Below are 15,568 nucleotides of genomic sequence, written 5' to 3'. Positions count from 1 at the left end.
ATCATGCGTTCCGGCACCGCGATCTACCGGCTATTTGCGAGGTAAGCAATGAGCACAGCACAGATGACCCGCCCGCCACAGACCCTCTACGTCAGCATCCGTCGCGACGAGTTGCGCCAATTGAAGGCCGAACGCGACCAACTGCAACAGGAAGTCTTGCGCCTGCGCTCGCACCTGCAAGGCCAGCTGGATCAGCCTTCCAGCACACAGCCCGCCCTCTGCTGAGCGGTTTTGTAAGGTAACTCCAACAAAAAACTCACAAAGTTTTCACATCTCCTTCACGATACTCGCGCCCGAAGGGCCGCCTTACACAAGGGCGGCCTCTGCTGCGTGCGTCCCTGCGCGTCAGCTGAAAATTATCGGGTTGGAGCGCTGGATGGCGATGTTCAAACGCAGCACTACGTCTGCGAAAGGTTTTGATTGGGCCGGCCTGGGTTGGCTGTTCCTGTTCTTCTGGTACTTCTCGGGTATTACCCAACTGCTGATTCAACTGACCGGCACTTCCGGTTTCAGTGGCTTTCGCCAAGCCTTCTTCATGAGTGCGCTGTGGTTGGCGCCGATGTTGTTATTCCCGCGCCGTACTCGCCTGCTGGCCGCCTTGATCGGAGTGGTGCTGTGGGCTTGCTCCATGGCCAGCCTGGGTTATTTCTTCATCTATCAGCAGGAATTCTCCCAGAGCGTCATCTTCATCATGTTCGAGTCGAACATTTCTGAAGCGGGCGAATACGCCACCCAATATTTCGCCTGGTGGATCGTGCTGGCATTCATTGCCCACACCGCCTTCGCCATCTTCCTGTGGACGCGCTTGCGCCCGGTTTACCTGCCGCGCGGCCAGTCGATACTGGCAGCGGTAGCCATTGTGCTGGCCGTCGTCGGCTACCCGTTGGTCAAGCAGATCGCCACGAGCGAAACCATGGAACTGGCCATCGACCGCTTTGAAACCCGCATCGAGCCGGCCGTGCCGTGGCAGATGATCGTCGCCTACCGCCGCTACACCGAGCAACTGGACAACATGCAAGGCATGCTGACCAGCGCCAGCCAGATCCCGCCGTTGAAAAACCTCAAGGACAGCATGGCCGGCCAGCCTTCGACCCTGGTGCTGGTGATCGGCGAGTCCACCAACCGCCAACGCATGAGCCTCTATGGCTACCCGCGCAATACCACGCCGGAGCTAGACAAGCTGCGTGACCAGTTGGCCGTGTTCGACAACGTCATCACCCCGCGCCCCTACACCATTGAAGCGCTGCAACAGGTGTTGACCTTCGCCGACGAAGAGAACCCGGACCTGTACCTCAAGACGCCGTCGATTGTCAGCGTGATGAAACAGGCCGGTTACAAGACCTTCTGGATCACCAACCAGCAGACCATGACCAAGCGCAACACCATGCTCACGACCTTTTCCGAACAGGCCGACGAGCAGGTCTACCTGAACAACAACCGCAACCAGAACGCCCGCCAATACGACGGTGACGTGCTGGCGCCATTCGCCAAGGCCCTGAGCGACCCCGCCGAGCGCAAGCTCATCGTGGTCCACCTGCTGGGCACGCACATGAGCTACCAGTACCGCTATCCGCCAACCTTCGAGAAGTTCACCGATCGCCAGGGTGTTCCGGACGCTATCACCGATGCCCAGTTGCCGATCTACAACAGCTACGACAACGCGGTGCTGTACAACGACTTCGTGGTGTCGAGCCTGATCAAGGACTACGCCAAGACCGACCCCAACGGTTTCCTGCTGTACCTGTCGGACCACGGTGAAGACGTATTCGACTCCGCCGGCCACACCACCCTGGGCCGCAACGAAGGCAAGCCGACGGCGCCGATGTACACCATCCCGTTCATGGCCTACGCCTCACCGAAATGGCGCGAAACCCACGACTGGAAATTTGCCGGCGACCTGCAACGGCCCTACAGCAGCTCGCAGCTGATCCACACCTGGGCCGACTTGGCCGGCCTGAATTTCGATGAGCTGGACCACAGCAAAAGCCTGGTCAGCGACAGCTTCAAACCGCGCCCGTTGTTGATCGGCAACCCCTATGAGCGCCAGCAGAAAGCGCTGATCGACTTTAGCCTGATCAAACCGAAGACGGCCGAAAACGCCGACGTGGTGCTCAAGTAAATACCGCCTTGTAACAGAACGATAACAATCATTCTCGTTTACACCTAAAGTTCCACGCCTCCTTTCGTCTTTGAGCCAAGGCCTTTTCATACTGAGAAGGCCGCAAAGACGACAAGGAGTCTTCCGCGATGTTCGCGCCCTTTACCCGTTCCATGACCGTTACCCTCGGCCTGTTCAGCCTGGCGCTGAGCCCGGAACTGCTGGCTGAAACCGACCCCGAACAGACACCCGCCACCGCGCTGGAGCTAGGCAGCACCCACATCAGCGCCGAAGGCCTGGGCGCCAATACCGAGCACACCGGGGCCTATACCACCGGCTCGATGAGTACCGCCACCCGGCTGAACCTGTCGATCAAGGAAACGCCTCAATCCATTTCGGTGGTCACCCGCCAACAGATGGACGATTTCAATCTCAATACCCTGACCGACGCTTTGCGCCAGACCACCGGCGTGACGGTCCAGCATCTGGATTCGGACCGGGCCGGGTATTCCTCCAGGGGTTATTCGATCAATAACTTCCAGGTGGACGGCATGCTCAATACGTTCGGGCGCATGAAGTCCGACTCGGACACCATCATCTACGACCGTATCGAAGTAGTACGCGGCGCCACCGGCCTGACGACCGGTGCCGGCGACCCCTCGGCGACCGTCAACATGATCCGCAAGCGCCCGACCGCGCAATGGCAAGCCAAGACCGGCGTCAGCGGCGCCAGCCATGACAACTACTACAGCTACCTGGATGTGGGCGGCCCGCTGGCGTTTGACGGACGGCTGCGCGGGCGCACGGTGATGGCTCACCGTGACAGCCAATCCTTTCGCGACAACTATGCGCTGCAACGGGAAGTCGGCTACGGCATTCTGGAGGCCGACCTGACGGACGACACCGTGGTAGCCGTCGGCTTCGACTACCAGAACAAGCACGTGCAAGGCAGCTCCTGGGGCACCCTGCCCTACTGGAACAGTGACGGCAGCAAGGCCCGCCTGTCGCGCTCGGCCAACCTCGCGGCCGACTGGAGCTCCTGGCCCCTGAAGGACAAGACCACCTTCGCCTCCATCGATCACACGCTGGCGACGGACTGGCGCCTGAAAGCCGCTTACACCCATCGGCAAAGCGATACCGACGGCAAGGTGTATTACGGCGGCGCCGGTTTTCCGAATGCCGATGGCAGCGGCATGACGGCCTGGACCAACCAGATGGTCGGCACCTCGAAAATGGATGTGGTCGACTTCAACCTGGCCGGCACCTACGCGCTGTTGGGGCGCGAGCATGCGTTGATGCTGGGTTATGGCGAATCCGAGCAGCGCGACACGTCACCCTTCCAACGTTTTTCAACGCCCCAAGGCTACGAGACCATCGAAGACTGGAAACACATGGGCGGCATCGGCAAATTCCCCGACCGCACCACCGGCCTCAAGGGCGAACACAGCAGCAAAAAACAAAAGGCCGGCTACCTCGCCACACGCTTGAGCTTGACCGACACGCTGCATGCGGTACTGGGCAGCCGCTATGGCAGCTGGGAAATCGAAAGCGCCTCGCCCACGTACAACCTCGACAATCAATTGACCGCCTCAAGCAAATCCAGCCAGACCCACACAGACATGTGGACACCTTACGCGGGCCTGCTCTACGACCTGACGCCGGAATACACGGTGTACGCCAGCTACACCGACATCTTCAACCCGCAGGACGAGCGCAACGCCAGCAAGCAATACCTCGAACCAGTGGTCGGCAGTAACTACGAAATCGGCCTCAAGGGCAGCCTGCTCAACGAACGTTTGAACCTGGCCACCGCGTATTTCTGGAGCACCCAGGATAACGTCGCCGAACTCGACAATGCGGCCCCGCCGGACCCGATCACCCGCGAGCAGTTCTACAAATCCGGTGGCAAGGGCAACAAGGTGCAGGGCTTTGAAGTGGAGGTGTCCGGCGAAGTCATGCCGGACTGGAATCTCACGGCGGGCTACACCTACACCCATTCGCTCAACGGCGATAAACAACGCAACAACACTGGCCAGCCGATGAATATGCTGAAGGTGTCGACAGCCTATCGTTTACCGGGCGAGTGGCGCGGGTTGACGGTGGGCGGCGCGGTGAACTGGCAGAGCGACTTCTACGACTTCGCCGAGCGGCCAATCGGCGGCCGGGACCAAGAGGGTTACCTGCTCACCGAATCCACCAAGATCACCCAACAGGCCTATACCGTGGTCAACCTGATGTCGCGCTACCAGTTCGACGAGCATGTTTCGGCTTCGGTTAACGTCAATAATCTATTCGATGAGAAATACTATGAACGCGTCGGTTTTTATAATGGCGTGTACTGGGGCGACCCGCGCTCGATAACCTTGGCACTCGACTGGAAACTCTAACCACCCTCCGCCGAAGTTAACAACATTGTTAACTTCGGGAGTTCCCCACGTTAATACCCACTTAATAAGCTGCCCGCACAATCGCCCCATGAATCTGATCAAGGACCGAGCGGATACCGACCACACTGAATGGGAACACCTTGATGAAACCCTCGATTTTGATGCTTGCCGGCCTGATAACCCTGACTTCCGCGGCGGCTTTTGCAGAAGGCGGCTCGGAGCGTTCGAAGGAGTTCTACAATAACTTCACCTTCACGCAGCAGAAATTCCACGGCAGCAATGAACAAACTGCCTCCGCTGACGGTAAAACTTTAAAACGCGACACAGCGGATCAATCCAGCACCGAGGCACAACCTAAAAGTTAAGTTAACTTTTATTTAACTCGCATCACCCTGTGCCAACCCGCTCTGTTGGCAAAGGTTAACTTGGCGCCATTCAATGGCGCCTTTTTTTTGCCTGTGCCTTATTACAGTGGTTTGTTCCAGAACAACATACGCCCATGGGCCGGATCAAATACCGAGTCGTCAAAACCGAACTTGCGGTACGCCGACTGCGCCACAGCATTGCCCTCGAGCACTTCCAAGGTGATCTTGCAGCAGCCACGCTGACGGGCGATTTCCTCGACCTTCTGCAGCATTTTCTGGCTCAGCCCCAGGCCCCGGAACCGATTCATCACGGCGACATCGTGGACATTGACCAGCGGACGACAGGCGAAGGTGGAAAACCCTTCAAAGCAATTGACCAATCCCGCAGGCTCGCCGCCCACAAATGCCAGGACACTGAACGCATGCGGGCGCTTGGCCAGTTCAGCCGGCAGTTGTTGCAACAGGTCGGCGGGCAGGCTGTGGCCGCCCCCCATTGGGTCTTCAGCGTAATGATTGAGCAGCAGGGCAATGGCCTCGGCATGCACAGGATTGGTGTAGCTGGCTTGCAGCACCAGGATTTCAGGGGTATCCATTTCCGTCCTCGATAACGACAAACAAGGGAATCAGTTCCCTTTGAGGAGGACGATTGTAAGCGTGGAGCAGGCGCTAGATGAAGGAGATTAACTACAAATAGCTGCCAGAAGGCGCGAAGGTTACCCGCATCAAAAGCAGCCATAGGACTTGCACCAGGCTTTTTCCTACCCCCCAAAGCGCTGCAATTGCATTTCCTGCAAGCGACTCAAGGTTCGTCGGAAAGGGAATTCCAGATAGCCTTCGGTGTAGAGGCTTTCCAACGGCACTTTAGCCTCGATGAACAGCGGCACCTTGCGGTCGTAGCATTCATCCACCAGAGCGATAAAGCGCCGCACGCTGTCATCGTGTACTGACAACTCGGGCAATTCGCGATCACCGGCCGCTACTCGCTGGACACCGTCCTCGGTGCCTCGGGCAATCCGTCCCGGTCGCTTTTGTGCACTCAGGTTGGGGACCTCACCCAACAGGATCGCCTTGAAACGATCACACAGCAGCATGAAATCCATCGCTGCCAAAGGTTGCTCGCACAGGTCGGCATACCGGCACCACAACACCGTGTCGCTGGCCTGCACCGCCACGATGCAGCGATGACCGACGCTGATCGGGCCATGGCGCACCGCTTGGCCCTCGCTCAATTGCTCGAACACCGCCGCCAGCGCATCCGGCTGATCGACCCAATAACGTTGCACGCCGACACCCGGGTGCAAGCGATGGTCTTCACCACCGTCCACCGCCACCACGTGCATGTGCTGCTTGATCGCCGCAATGCCCGGCAGGAAACGCTCGCGATTGAAGCCACCGGCGTAAAGCTGTTCGGGCGGTTGATTGGAGGTGCAGACCATCACCACGCCTTCTTCGAACATCACCTGGAACAAACGGCCAAGGATAATTGCATCACCGATGTCACTGACGAACAACTCGTCAAAACACAGCACGCGCACCTCTTGGGCCAGCTCACGGGCCAGCGCTTGCAACGGGTCATGGGTGCCGGTGAGCTGGAACGAACGCTGGTGTACCCAACCCATGAAGTGATGGAAATGCTGGCGCCGCGCCGGCACGCGCAGGCTCAGGTAAAACTGGTCCATCAGCCAGGTTTTACCCCGGCCCACCGGGCCCCAGAGGTAAACCCCGAGAATCGGCGAGCGCCCTTGGTGCAAGGCTTGGTGGCAGGTCTGCAGGGCATCCACCGCACGGCGCTGGGCATCGTCGGCGACGAAGCCCAGTTGGGTGGTGGCGTATTGATAAGCGGCGAGCGGCGAGTCGAAAGTCATGCGCGCCATTATGACTTACAAGGAGATATCCAACCGTGAAATCTTGCCCTGTTCGTTCAAGCGAAAGGTGTAGCGCAGCTCCAGCGGGCTGCCGGGGAAGTTGCCGGAAACCACATTGCTGACCAATACCTTGCCGGTGCGATGCTGCACGTTGAGCACTTCGACCCTGGGCTGATAACGCTGCGCGGTGTCTTCCATCCAACGTGCGATGGCGGCGGTGCCGACCTGATGCGCGCCCTCATCGAACACGTTGGCGTCGTCAGCAAAACAATGGGCGACGGCCGAAGTGTCGCAGGCATTGGTTGCCGCAATGTAGGCGGCGATGGCCGGGGCCAGATCAGCGTGGGACATGGCACAGCTCCTTTGTGATGATTTATGACGCCATGCTAAACCAGGGCTGTGTCAGTTTTTGTCAGGAGTGAACGGCGAGGAATGCTGCTGCTCCATCAACTTGCGCCAGCCCCGCAACCAATCACTGCGGCGCCCCGGATAGCGCTCGCCGCGGGACTCGGCGGCAGCCACGCGATCGGTGCGAAAGGTGCGATACGCGTCTCGCAGTTCGCACCAGGCCACGATCACCCGCACCTCATTGAGAAAGCCCAGCGCCAGGGGCCAGATCAGCCGCTGGCTCTGGGTCTGGCTCGCGTCGGCGTAATCGATGTGCAGCTTGGCCTGGTTGCGAATGGCTTCGCGAAACACATTGAGCGGTACGCGGTTTTCCGGGTAGCCAAACCCTGGCGGGCCAGGTAGCAGCGTCGGGTTGCGTAACGCTTCCTGGGCGGCGGGGTCCAGCACGTCGGCAATTTTTGCCAAGGCGTTGGCCGCGGCATGGCTCAAGACATCGTCGCCACGCTGATCCACATAGCGCAGACCAAGCACGATGGCTTCGGTTTCCTCGGCATTGAGCATCAAGGGCGGTAAAAACAGCCCGCTGCGCAACACATACCCAACTCCGGCCTCGCCAAAAATAGGCGCGCCCAGCGCGGTCAATTCGGCGATGTCGCGATACAGCGTGCGCTCGGACACCTCCAACTGCGCCGCCAGTACGGCAGCGGTCACCGGACGCTTCTTGCCCCGCAGAGCCTGGAGCAAAGTCAGTAGACGAGTGGTACGCGACACGTTGAGCCCATCAAAAAAAGAAAGTGGCACAGCTTATCAGAGCACCCTGTCAGAAAATGTCAGCAGCCGTTCGGCCGCCGATTATCCGGGACGAAAAAAAACGGCCTGTCGGCCGTTTTTTTAATTGCGTGGTTTACGCAAGGCTCTTGCTGACCACCTCGAACACATCGCTCGACAGCTCACCGGAAGCTCGAATACGCTCCAGTTCCGCCTTCATCAGCGCCTGCCGCGCGCTGTCGTATTTGCGCCAGCGGGTCAACGGCGCCAATTGGCGCGAGGCGATCTGCGGGTTGAAACCGTTCAACTGAATCACCAGGTCCGCCAGGAAACGATAGCCCGAGCCGTCCGCGGCGTGGAAGTTGATCAGGTTCTGCCCGGCAAACGCGCCCACCAGTGCACGCACTTTGTTCGGGTTCTTGATGGTGAACGCCGGATGTTCCATCAACGCCTTGACCCGCGCCAGCCCGCCCGGCAACACGCTGCCGGCCTGCACGCTGAACCACTGGTCCATGACCAGCGGGTTGTCCTTGAAGTTCTCGGCAAACACCGCCAAGGCCTTGGCTTTTTCCGCCTCGAACGGCGAATTCACCAACACCGCCAACGCGGTCAGGCGTTCAGTCATGTTGTCGCTGGTGTCGAACTGGTCCAACGTTGCCGCCAGCACTTGCGGCTTGCCGCTGAGCATCAGGTACGACAGCGCAATGTTCTGCAAGGCACGCCGGGCAAAGTGCTCGGCAGCCGCTACATACGGGGTTTGCTTGGAGAGTTCGCGGTTGGCCTGGTAGCGCAGCCACAAACCGTCGAACAACTGGTCGGCCAGTTGCTTGCGGGCGAATTCACGGGCGGCATGAATGGCGTCGACGTCGGCCACTTCGCTGATTTCCGTCAGGTAGGCCTCACCCGGCAACGAGAGCATTTCGGCGACCATCGCCTGGTCCAGGCTTTCGTCGCTCAATACCGTGCGCAGAGCGTCGATCAGGCGCTGATCCAGCTTCAGCGGCTGACCCGCCTGGTACTGGCCAATCAGCTCCTGCAACACCTGCACCGACAGTTGCTGGCCGGCATCCCAGCGATTGAACCCGTCGCTGTCGTGCTGCATCAGGAACATCAACTGATCACGGGTGTACGCAAAGCTCAGTTTCACCGGCGCCGAGAAACCGCGCAGCAGCGAAGGCAGCGGCTGTTCGTTGATATCGACGAAGGTAAAGGTCTGCTCGGCCTCGGTCACCGAAATCACGCGGGACGTGCCGGCAGCACTTGCCTCACCGGCCAGGCGCAACGCGACAGCAGCACCCTTGCCGTCCAGCAGGCCCAATGCCACTGGAATCACGAACGGCAGCTTTTCCACTTTGTCCGGGGTTTCCGGGCAGCTTTGGCGGAAAGTCAGGCTGTAGGTTTTGGCCGCAGCATCGTAGGAATCACTCACCGCCAAGCGCGGCGTACCGGCCTGGCTGTACCAGCGCTTGAACTGGCTGAGGTCGGCACCGTTGGCGTCTTCCATGGCCTTGATGAAGTCGTCGCAGGTCACGGCCTGACCGTCATGACGCTCGAAATAGAGGTCGCTGCCTTTGCGGAAGCCTTCGGCGCCGAGCAAGGTGTGGATCATACCGACCACTTCCGAGCCCTTTTCGTACACGGTCAGGGTATAGAAGTTGGAGATCTCGATAAAACTTTCCGGGCGCACGGCATGGGCCATCGGGCCGGCGTCTTCGGCGAACTGGTGAGTGCGCAGGTACGCCACATCCTGAATGCGCTTGACCGTGGCTGAGTTCATGTCCGCAGAGAAGCCCGAGTCGCGGAACACGGTGAAGCCTTCCTTGAGCGACAGTTGGAACCAGTCGCGGCAGGTCACGCGGTTGCCCGACCAGTTGTGGAAGTATTCATGCGCGACGATAGCCTCAACCCGCTGATGCGCGGCATCGGTGGCGGTTTCGGCGCGGGCCAGCACGGCGCTGGAGTTGAAGATGTTGAGGCCCTTGTTCTCCATGGCACCCATGTTGAAGTCGTTCACCGCGACGATCATGAAGATGTCGAGATCGTACTCGCGGCCGTAGGTTTCTTCATCCCAGCGCATGGATTTTTTCAGGCTGGTCATGGCGTGCTGGCACTTGTCGATATTTTCCGGCTCGACATAGATACGCAGCGCCACGGAACGGTTGGTCATGGTGGTGAAGCAGTCTTCGACACACCACAAATCACCGGCCACCAGCGCGAACAGGTACGCCGGCTTCTTGAACGGGTCCTCCCAGGTCGCCCAGTGGCGGCCGTCTTCGCCAGGACCGCTGGCAATCGGGTTGCCGTTGGACAGCAGCACCGGGTAGCTGTGTTGCTCGGCGATCACGGTGGTGGTGAAGGTACTCATCACATCCGGACGGTCGAGGTAGTAAGTGATCTTGCGGAACCCTTCGGCCTCGCACTGGGTGCAGAACATGCCGCCGGACTTGTACAAGCCTTCGAGGGCCGTGTTGGTTTCGGGGTGGATCTTGACGCTGGTGTCGAGGGTGAAGGTCTCACTCGTGGGATGCACGGTCAGGTGGCTGTCGGTCAACTGGTAGTCAGCGTCCGTCAATTCCCGGTCAGCCAGGTTCACGCTCAACAGTTCGAGCTGCTGACCGTCCAGCACCAGCGGCGGCAAGCCGGCGCCACGTGCGGGGTTACGGCGCATCACCAGTTGCGCGTGGACCAGGCTGTGGTCCTCGAACAACTCGAAGGTCAGGTGCGTCTCGTCGATCAGGTAGTCCGGCGCCTGATAGTCCTTCAGGTAAATCATCTTCGGTTGTTCGGTACGCATGGGTGGCATCCTTTTACTGATGCACGGCGAGCTGGTAGGCCGTGTACTTGCGAATATTGATGACCCCGGTGTCGAAGATCAGGTATTGGCCCTTGATCCCCAGCAGCGTGCCTTCGGCAATCGGGTTCTTGTCCAGGTTGAAGCTGACGATCTTGGTCGGATACTGCTCGATCGGGTAACGGATTTCGATCGGTTCGATGTCGGCAATCGTTTGGATGGCTTGTAGGCCAAAGCGTTCCTGCAAACTCGCCAAGCCCTCGGCGCAAGACGCGAACAACTCATCGCGCACCTGCTTGAGGTCAACCGATTGTGCATCGCCCTTGAGCAAGGCACGCCAGTTGGTCTTGTCGGCGACCTGGCTGCGGAACAGGTCTTCGACGAAACCGGACTGCTGGCGCGTGGACACACGCACGATCGGCAGCGCCTGGCTGGCGCCCTGGTCGAGCCAACGCGTGGGCAATTGGGTGGCGCGGGTGATGCCGACCTTGATCCCCGACGAATTGGCCAGGTAGACCACATGGTCGGTCATGCAGAACTGCTCGCCCCACGCCGGATCACGGCAGGTGCCGGCGGCGTAATGACAACGCTCGGGACTCATGATGCACAGGTCGCACTGAGCCAGCTTGGTCATGCACGGGTAGCAATAACCCTGGCTGAAGCTGGTCTTGGTCTTGCGGCCGCAATGGCTGCAATGGATCGCACCCAGGTATTCCAGGCGCACATGGGTGCCGATCAACGGGTTGACCGGCACCTCGGTATCGCCCAGACGAAACGCATATTGAACGGTCGGCTCACCGAGTTGCGCCGACATTTTGCTGACTGCACCGCGACCGATTTCAATCAATGGATCGCGTCCGACTTGAACAGGATGTTCGGCACCGTGGTCGACTTCGATTCACACTCCTGCGTTCCCATGTAGCCGGTGCGCTGGTCTTCCGGCAGGTTCTGGATCTCCCAGGCGATCATCGCTTGCAGCGACAGCTCCCGCTGCTCGGCGGTGAGCTTGCGGCCATCGGACCATTTGCCGATTTCCACGGCGAGCTTGAGGCTCCGGTAGATGTCCGGGGTGATGTTTTCGATCATTTCAGCAAAAGAGGACATTCAGGCTCTTCCTTAACGAATAGTGGATTTGCGACGACTGTATAAACCGCCCAACAAGCCGGTCAGGCAACCGATGGCCAGGCCGCCGACATGGGCGGCATTGGCGATTTCGCCGAAACCGATCATCGAGACCAGCCCCGACAGGCACAGCACCAACCACACCAGCATCATCACCAGCACCCCACGGGGCAGGCGATAAGCCGGGTTGGGCGAGATGAGTTGATAGATCCAGCAATGCCCCAGCAGCCCATACAAGACGCCGGACAAGCCACCAAACAGGCCGGGGCCGCCATACAGGTATTGAGCGAAATTGGAGGCCAGGCTGAACAACAGCGTCAGCCCCAGCAGGTTGATACTGCCCTGGCGCGCTTCAATACGCCGCCCCAGCTCCCAGTACCACATGCCATTCATGGCCAGGTGCAGGATGCCGAAGTGGATCAGCATCGGCGTGACCAGCCGCCACCACTGGCCCGAGGCCAAGGTGTCGGCCAGCGGCGTGAACTGGATGTACTCACCCATCACCCGGAACGGCAGGAAGGTCAGCCAGCTCATCGCTTGCAGGTTTTCACCGAGCAAGGTCACCGCGCCAACGATCAGGCTCGCCAGCAGCACCAGCGCCGTCACCGGGCTATGGCGCACTTGCTGAACAAACCCCGGGCGCGTGACCGGCGCCTGCTCCGGAATATCCAGTTGCTGGTCCGGATCGCCGGCCGGAAAACGTTGATACAAGACGCGCACGTCGTCGCTGATGGTCTCGGGCACCCACAACACCTGCTCGCCCGCTTCTTCACTGACGCGATGGGGCACCTGCATGCGTTGCAGCAGTTTGACGAAACCGCCCAGGTCGACGCTCAGCGGCAAGCGCAATACGGGCACGGCACTCATGTAATCACCTCGGGGCGCTCAACGTCGACCCATACGAATTTATGCGGATCGAGGCGGGTTTCCTGATCCAGTCGGTACGCCACCAGCTTGCCGTACAGCACCGCGCTGTAGTCCAGGCAGGCCAGGTTCGGACGGATCGGCGCCGGTTTGCCGCTGCGCCAGTAATGCCCGACGAACAGCACAGGCTCGTCGACGCCGTAGCGCAGCAGGGAGTTTTTTTCAGAAGACGACAACGGTGTGCGCGCCACGGGCTCCGGCAACGCGTCGGGTTGGAACACGATGTCGCCGTAGGTTTTCGGGTCTTCTTCCCAGAACTTGGTGCGGAAGAACGAGCGTGTCAGGCCGTCGCCGCCGGTCAGGGTCAAACCGTCCGGCAGACGCATGTCGGTGCCGCGCAACAGGCGGTCAAAGGCATTGCAGGCGAAGCTGCCCGGCACGGCGGCGGCCTGCAGGAAATGCTGATCGATACAGCCATCGGGAAAAGTCGCGCGCAGCGGCTGGATAAACCCGTCATCCCAGCACGCATGCACCACACGGAAACGCCCGGCGTCGACGAACAGCGGCATGTCATAGAACCAGCCGAGGAAGTCGTGCCAATCGGCCGGGTGATCCTCGAATTGGGTCAGGGTCTCGTGGATCAAGCGCTCATGCCGCGGGGTGTGCTCGCGCACGAACTGCTTGCCGCTGCCCGGTGGCGCGGGCGTGGCCCAGCCCAGGGCGTTGAACTCATGGTTGCCCATGATGCACAGCGCCTGCCCGGCCTCGGTCATGTCGTGGACAATGTGCAGCGCCTCGCGAATCCGCGGGCCACGGTCGATGATATCGCCGAGGAACACCGCCATGCGCGACGGGTGGCGCCAGGTGCCAGCGTGCTTGTGGTAGCCCAACTGGTCGAGCAGGTGCTCAAGGGTGTGGGCGCAACCATGCACATCACCAATCAGGTCGTAGCTACGCGCGGGATCGAGCATCAGTCGCCTCCACCCCCCAAGCGGCTGCCCCAGCCCAACTTGGTGCGGCACACTTCATAGTAGTTGTGGTCCAGCGGGTGGATCAGCCGCAGCTTCTGCGCTTTTTTACTCACGGTGATGGTGTCACCGGGGGCGCAGGTGAAATGGTTCTGCCCGTCGCAGGAGACTTGCGGGTAAATCTGCATGTCTTTGGAAACCACGATTTTCAGCTCACTGTTGCCATCGACCACAATCGGCCGGCTGGACAACATATGGGGGTACATCGGCACGATCACAATGGCGTCGAGCTTGGGGTGCATGATCGGGCCGCCCGCCGACAGCGCATAAGCGGTGGAGCCGGTGGGCGTGGCGACGATCAGGCCATCGGCCTTTTGACTGCACACGAACTGGCCGTCGATATACAGCTCGAATTCGATCATCCGCGTGGATTTGCCGGGGTGCAGCACGACATCGTTGAGGGCGTCGCCCTGGCCGATGGCTTCGCCGTGGCGGCGCACTTCAGCTTGCAGCAGGAAGCGGTTCTCCACCAGGTAATGGCCGTCGAGCACCTTGGCCACTTCGACTTCCAGCTCATCGGGACGAATATCGGTCAGGAACCCCAGGCTGCCACGGTTGATCCCCAGCACCGGCACGTTATGCCGCGCGAGCGCCCGTGCGGCGCCCAGCAGGCTGCCGTCGCCGCCGACCACAATCACCATGTCACAGACTTCACCGAGCATCTTGCGCGACGAGGTTTGCAGGCCATGACCCGGGAGGATTTCGGCGATGGTGTCTTCGAGGATCACATGCAGGTGGCGCTCGAGCAGAAACTTTTTCAGCCGGCGGACGGTGTCCAACACCTGGGTACTGCCCAGGCGACCGATAATGCCGATATTGCGAAATTGCTCCATGGGGCTCCTGCGGGATTGGGGTGTGGCAAAAAAGAACGATTATGGGCGAAAGGCCGCGTCAGGCAAAATCCTTTGTCGCCGTGAAGCCTTGATGACAACGCTTCTCAGCCACCCTCCCCTGTGTAAAAGGCTATGCTCGGACCATGACCGTGTTCCCCGACTTGCACAACCTGCCCCGCCAACTGCGCCATCCCGAGGTGCGCGACCTGGCGTGGGTGATGCTCGCCCCGCCGATGCTCGCGCAAACGCCGTGGCCGCAACGCCATCCGCTGGCCGGCAGCGACTGGGTACAGGCGCCCGACCGTCTCGAACACTGGCTGCGGCAATTGGACCAGGACAGCACCCCCCTACAGCATTGGCTGAACCTGGCGCGCACCCGACGCCTGGGCCTCTACTACGAACGCCTGTGGCAGTTCGCCGTGCAGCATGCGCCGGGAGTGGAACTGCTGGCAGCCAACCTGCCGATCCGCCGCGCCGGGCATACCCTGGGCGAACTGGACATGCTGCTGCGCGACCGCGAGGGCGTGCATCACCTGGAACTGGCGATCAAACTCTACCTCGGCCCGCAGGACGGCAATGGCCAGGACACCGCGCAGTGGCTGGGGCCGGGCTGTCATGATCGGCTGGATCGCAAGCTGGCGCACCTGGCCCAGCATCAGTTGCCGATTTCGGCACGACCGGAGAGCCGCGAGGTGTTGGCCGCGCTGGGTATCGCGCAGTTCGATGCACACTTGTGGCTCGGCGGCTATTTGCTTTACCCCTGGCCTGGCCAGGCTGAACCGCCCTATGGCGCTCACCCGCAGCATTTGCGTGGGCGCTGGCTGCATCAGCGTGATTGGCGGGACTTTGTCAGCGCCAGCGCGCCCGGCCGCTGGCAGCCCTTGCCCCGACATGCGTGGCTGGCGCCAGCGCATTACCAGGCAGAAGCGGTGTGGAGCGAAGAACAGATGCTGGAATGGCTGGCGGACCTGGCACCGATGGCACCGGCTCAGTTGCTGGTGCGACTGGTTCAGAACGGCGAGGAGTGGGAGGAAGCCGAGCGGTTGTTTCTGGTGGCGGATCTTTGGCCGAATGTACCGGGCACTCCCTGACCTGCAAG

At 60.5% G+C, this 15,568-nt stretch carries 15 protein-coding genes; 5 read left to right on the top strand and 10 right to left on the bottom strand.

What is annotated here, in order from left to right:
* Positions 1-48 precede the first annotated feature (48 nt).
* The 4 genes from LQ249_RS13395 to LQ249_RS13380 all read left to right on the top strand — a co-directional run bounded on the left by LQ249_RS13395 (position 49) and on the right by LQ249_RS13380 (position 4,850).
* Positions 49-225 carry a DUF6026 family protein gene (locus LQ249_RS13395; protein WP_155678519.1) on the top strand — a complete coding sequence of 59 codons (177 nt, stop codon included), beginning with the start codon at positions 49-51 and terminating at the stop codon, positions 223-225.
* A gap of 151 nt (positions 226-376) precedes the next feature.
* Positions 377-2,119, top strand: coding sequence for a phosphoethanolamine transferase CptA (locus LQ249_RS13390; protein WP_046383159.1), 1,743 nt, complete (start codon positions 377-379; stop codon positions 2,117-2,119).
* A gap of 128 nt (positions 2,120-2,247) precedes the next feature.
* Positions 2,248-4,485, top strand: coding sequence for a TonB-dependent siderophore receptor (locus LQ249_RS13385; RefSeq protein WP_232566537.1), 2,238 nt, complete (start codon positions 2,248-2,250; stop codon positions 4,483-4,485).
* 143 nt (positions 4,486-4,628) lie between these two features.
* Entirely contained in the window at positions 4,629-4,850 is a 222-nt protein-coding gene (locus LQ249_RS13380) for a hypothetical protein (protein WP_126589047.1), read from the top strand.
* 101 nt (positions 4,851-4,951) lie between these two features.
* Here LQ249_RS13380 and LQ249_RS13375 read toward each other — a convergent pair whose 3' ends face one another.
* From LQ249_RS13375 to LQ249_RS13330, 10 genes are all read right to left on the bottom strand, one after another.
* Positions 4,952-5,443, bottom strand: a complete 492-nt coding sequence (locus LQ249_RS13375) for a GNAT family N-acetyltransferase (RefSeq protein WP_017848379.1) — start codon at positions 5,441-5,443, stop codon at positions 4,952-4,954.
* 165 nt (positions 5,444-5,608) lie between these two features.
* A complete protein-coding gene (gene zapE / locus LQ249_RS13370; RefSeq protein ID WP_057005263.1) occupies positions 5,609-6,715 on the bottom strand; it encodes a cell division protein ZapE in 1,107 nt (368 codons plus the stop codon).
* Positions 6,716-6,730: 15 nt separating this feature from the next.
* Positions 6,731-7,066 (bottom strand): nuclear transport factor 2 family protein, encoded by a 336-nt coding sequence (locus LQ249_RS13365; RefSeq protein ID WP_017848377.1) that lies wholly within the window; start codon positions 7,064-7,066, stop codon positions 6,731-6,733.
* A gap of 51 nt (positions 7,067-7,117) precedes the next feature.
* Positions 7,118-7,834, bottom strand: coding sequence for a helix-turn-helix transcriptional regulator (locus tag LQ249_RS13360; RefSeq protein WP_026140198.1), 717 nt, complete (start codon positions 7,832-7,834; stop codon positions 7,118-7,120).
* A gap of 133 nt (positions 7,835-7,967) precedes the next feature.
* The gene (gene pepN, locus LQ249_RS13355; protein WP_169866195.1) at positions 7,968-10,625 is read right to left on the bottom strand and encodes an aminopeptidase N; all 2,658 of its coding nucleotides are present in this window, start codon (positions 10,623-10,625) and stop codon (positions 7,968-7,970) included.
* Between the two features lie 13 nt (positions 10,626-10,638).
* Entirely contained in the window at positions 10,639-11,469 is an 831-nt protein-coding gene (locus tag LQ249_RS13350) for a DUF2797 domain-containing protein (protein ID WP_017848374.1), read from the bottom strand.
* Positions 11,466-11,726: a YeaC family protein gene (locus LQ249_RS13345; RefSeq protein ID WP_017848373.1), complete on the bottom strand. Its 261-nt coding sequence runs from the start codon at positions 11,724-11,726 to the stop codon at positions 11,466-11,468. The genes LQ249_RS13350 and LQ249_RS13345 overlap by 4 nt, the downstream gene beginning before the upstream one ends.
* A 12-nt stretch (positions 11,727-11,738) precedes the next feature.
* Positions 11,739-12,611, bottom strand: coding sequence for a rhomboid family intramembrane serine protease (locus tag LQ249_RS13340; RefSeq protein WP_126589049.1), 873 nt, complete (start codon positions 12,609-12,611; stop codon positions 11,739-11,741).
* Positions 12,608-13,579 carry a metallophosphoesterase gene (locus tag LQ249_RS13335; protein ID WP_046383153.1) on the bottom strand — a complete coding sequence of 324 codons (972 nt, stop codon included), beginning with the start codon at positions 13,577-13,579 and terminating at the stop codon, positions 12,608-12,610. Before LQ249_RS13335 ends, LQ249_RS13340 begins: the two co-directional genes overlap by 4 nt.
* A complete protein-coding gene (locus tag LQ249_RS13330) occupies positions 13,579-14,469 on the bottom strand; it encodes an NAD(+) kinase (protein WP_003217892.1) in 891 nt (296 codons plus the stop codon). Before LQ249_RS13330 ends, LQ249_RS13335 begins: the two co-directional genes overlap by 1 nt.
* A gap of 143 nt (positions 14,470-14,612) precedes the next feature.
* Here LQ249_RS13330 and LQ249_RS13325 point away from each other — a divergent pair, with 143 nt between their 5' ends.
* On the top strand, positions 14,613-15,560 hold the full coding sequence (locus tag LQ249_RS13325; RefSeq protein ID WP_017848370.1) for a DUF1853 family protein: 948 nt from the start codon (positions 14,613-14,615) through the stop codon (positions 15,558-15,560).
* The last annotated feature ends 8 nt before the right edge of the window (positions 15,561-15,568 follow it).

The sequence above is a fragment of the Pseudomonas sp. 7-41 genome, from assembly GCF_021233075.1.
Classification (GTDB): Bacteria; Pseudomonadota; Gammaproteobacteria; order Pseudomonadales; family Pseudomonadaceae; genus Aquipseudomonas; species Aquipseudomonas veronii.
This window is presented reverse-complemented; position numbering and strand designations above follow the sequence as displayed.

Excerpts from the sequence above, each read along its gene's own strand:
- LQ249_RS13365 (WP_017848377.1), bottom strand. The coding sequence starts at position 7,066 with ATGTCCCACGCTGATCTGGCCCCGGCCATCGCCGCCTACATTGCGGCA.
- LQ249_RS13335 (WP_046383153.1), bottom strand. The coding sequence starts at position 13,579 with ATGCTCGATCCCGCGCGTAGCTACGACCTGATTGGTGATGTGCATGGT.
- LQ249_RS13395 (WP_155678519.1), top strand. The coding sequence starts at position 49 with ATGAGCACAGCACAGATGACCCGCCCGCCACAGACCCTCTACGTCAGC.
- LQ249_RS13330 (WP_003217892.1), bottom strand. The coding sequence starts at position 14,469 with ATGGAGCAATTTCGCAATATCGGCATTATCGGTCGCCTGGGCAGTACC.
- pepN (WP_169866195.1), bottom strand. The coding sequence starts at position 10,625 with ATGCGTACCGAACAACCGAAGATGATTTACCTGAAGGACTATCAGGCG.
- zapE (WP_057005263.1), bottom strand. The coding sequence starts at position 6,715 with ATGACTTTCGACTCGCCGCTCGCCGCTTATCAATACGCCACCACCCAA.
- LQ249_RS13325 (WP_017848370.1), top strand. The coding sequence starts at position 14,613 with ATGACCGTGTTCCCCGACTTGCACAACCTGCCCCGCCAACTGCGCCAT.
- LQ249_RS13375 (WP_017848379.1), bottom strand. The coding sequence starts at position 5,443 with ATGGATACCCCTGAAATCCTGGTGCTGCAAGCCAGCTACACCAATCCT.
- LQ249_RS13345 (WP_017848373.1), bottom strand. The coding sequence starts at position 11,726 with ATGTCCTCTTTTGCTGAAATGATCGAAAACATCACCCCGGACATCTAC.
- LQ249_RS13385 (WP_232566537.1), top strand. The coding sequence starts at position 2,248 with ATGTTCGCGCCCTTTACCCGTTCCATGACCGTTACCCTCGGCCTGTTC.
- LQ249_RS13390 (WP_046383159.1), top strand. The coding sequence starts at position 377 with ATGGCGATGTTCAAACGCAGCACTACGTCTGCGAAAGGTTTTGATTGG.
- LQ249_RS13380 (WP_126589047.1), top strand. The coding sequence starts at position 4,629 with ATGAAACCCTCGATTTTGATGCTTGCCGGCCTGATAACCCTGACTTCC.
- LQ249_RS13340 (WP_126589049.1), bottom strand. The coding sequence starts at position 12,611 with ATGAGTGCCGTGCCCGTATTGCGCTTGCCGCTGAGCGTCGACCTGGGC.